This window comes from Streptomyces sp. P9(2023), assembly GCF_032436795.1.
Lineage (GTDB): Bacteria > Actinomycetota > Actinomycetes > Streptomycetales > Streptomycetaceae > Streptomyces.
The window spans coordinates 1-276 of record NZ_JAUPWM010000430.1 but is presented as its reverse complement, the minus strand read 5'-3'; the positions used below and the strand labels follow the sequence as shown (position 1 = coordinate 276).

At 47.5% G+C, this 276-nt stretch carries 1 protein-coding gene; it reads right to left on the bottom strand.

All coding sequences use genetic code 11. From position 1 onward, the window contains the following. A partial coding sequence (locus Q5762_RS38225) for a hypothetical protein (RefSeq protein WP_315896917.1) occupies positions 1-253 on the bottom strand: 253 nt, incomplete at its 3' end. Between the last annotated feature and the right edge of the window lie 23 nt (positions 254-276).

Below are 276 nucleotides of genomic sequence, written 5' to 3'. Positions count from 1 at the left end.
CAACCAGATTGGAACCGATTTCATCGATCTGAAGATTGACGGCACCGATTTTGGAAAGCAGCAACTTTTGACGAAGCTGTTTGACCGCTGGTGCCGTACCACTATCGAAGGTAAACGGATATGCACCCGTCATCCGATATTCTCTTTCGAGCTTATCGAATTCTTCCTGTGGTTCCGTACCATTTCGTACAGCACGATGATTGGCAATTTCCCACATCGACTGCTCGGCAATGACCGGCATGGTTTCTTCCATGAAACGCTGTTTGAAGCCTTTCA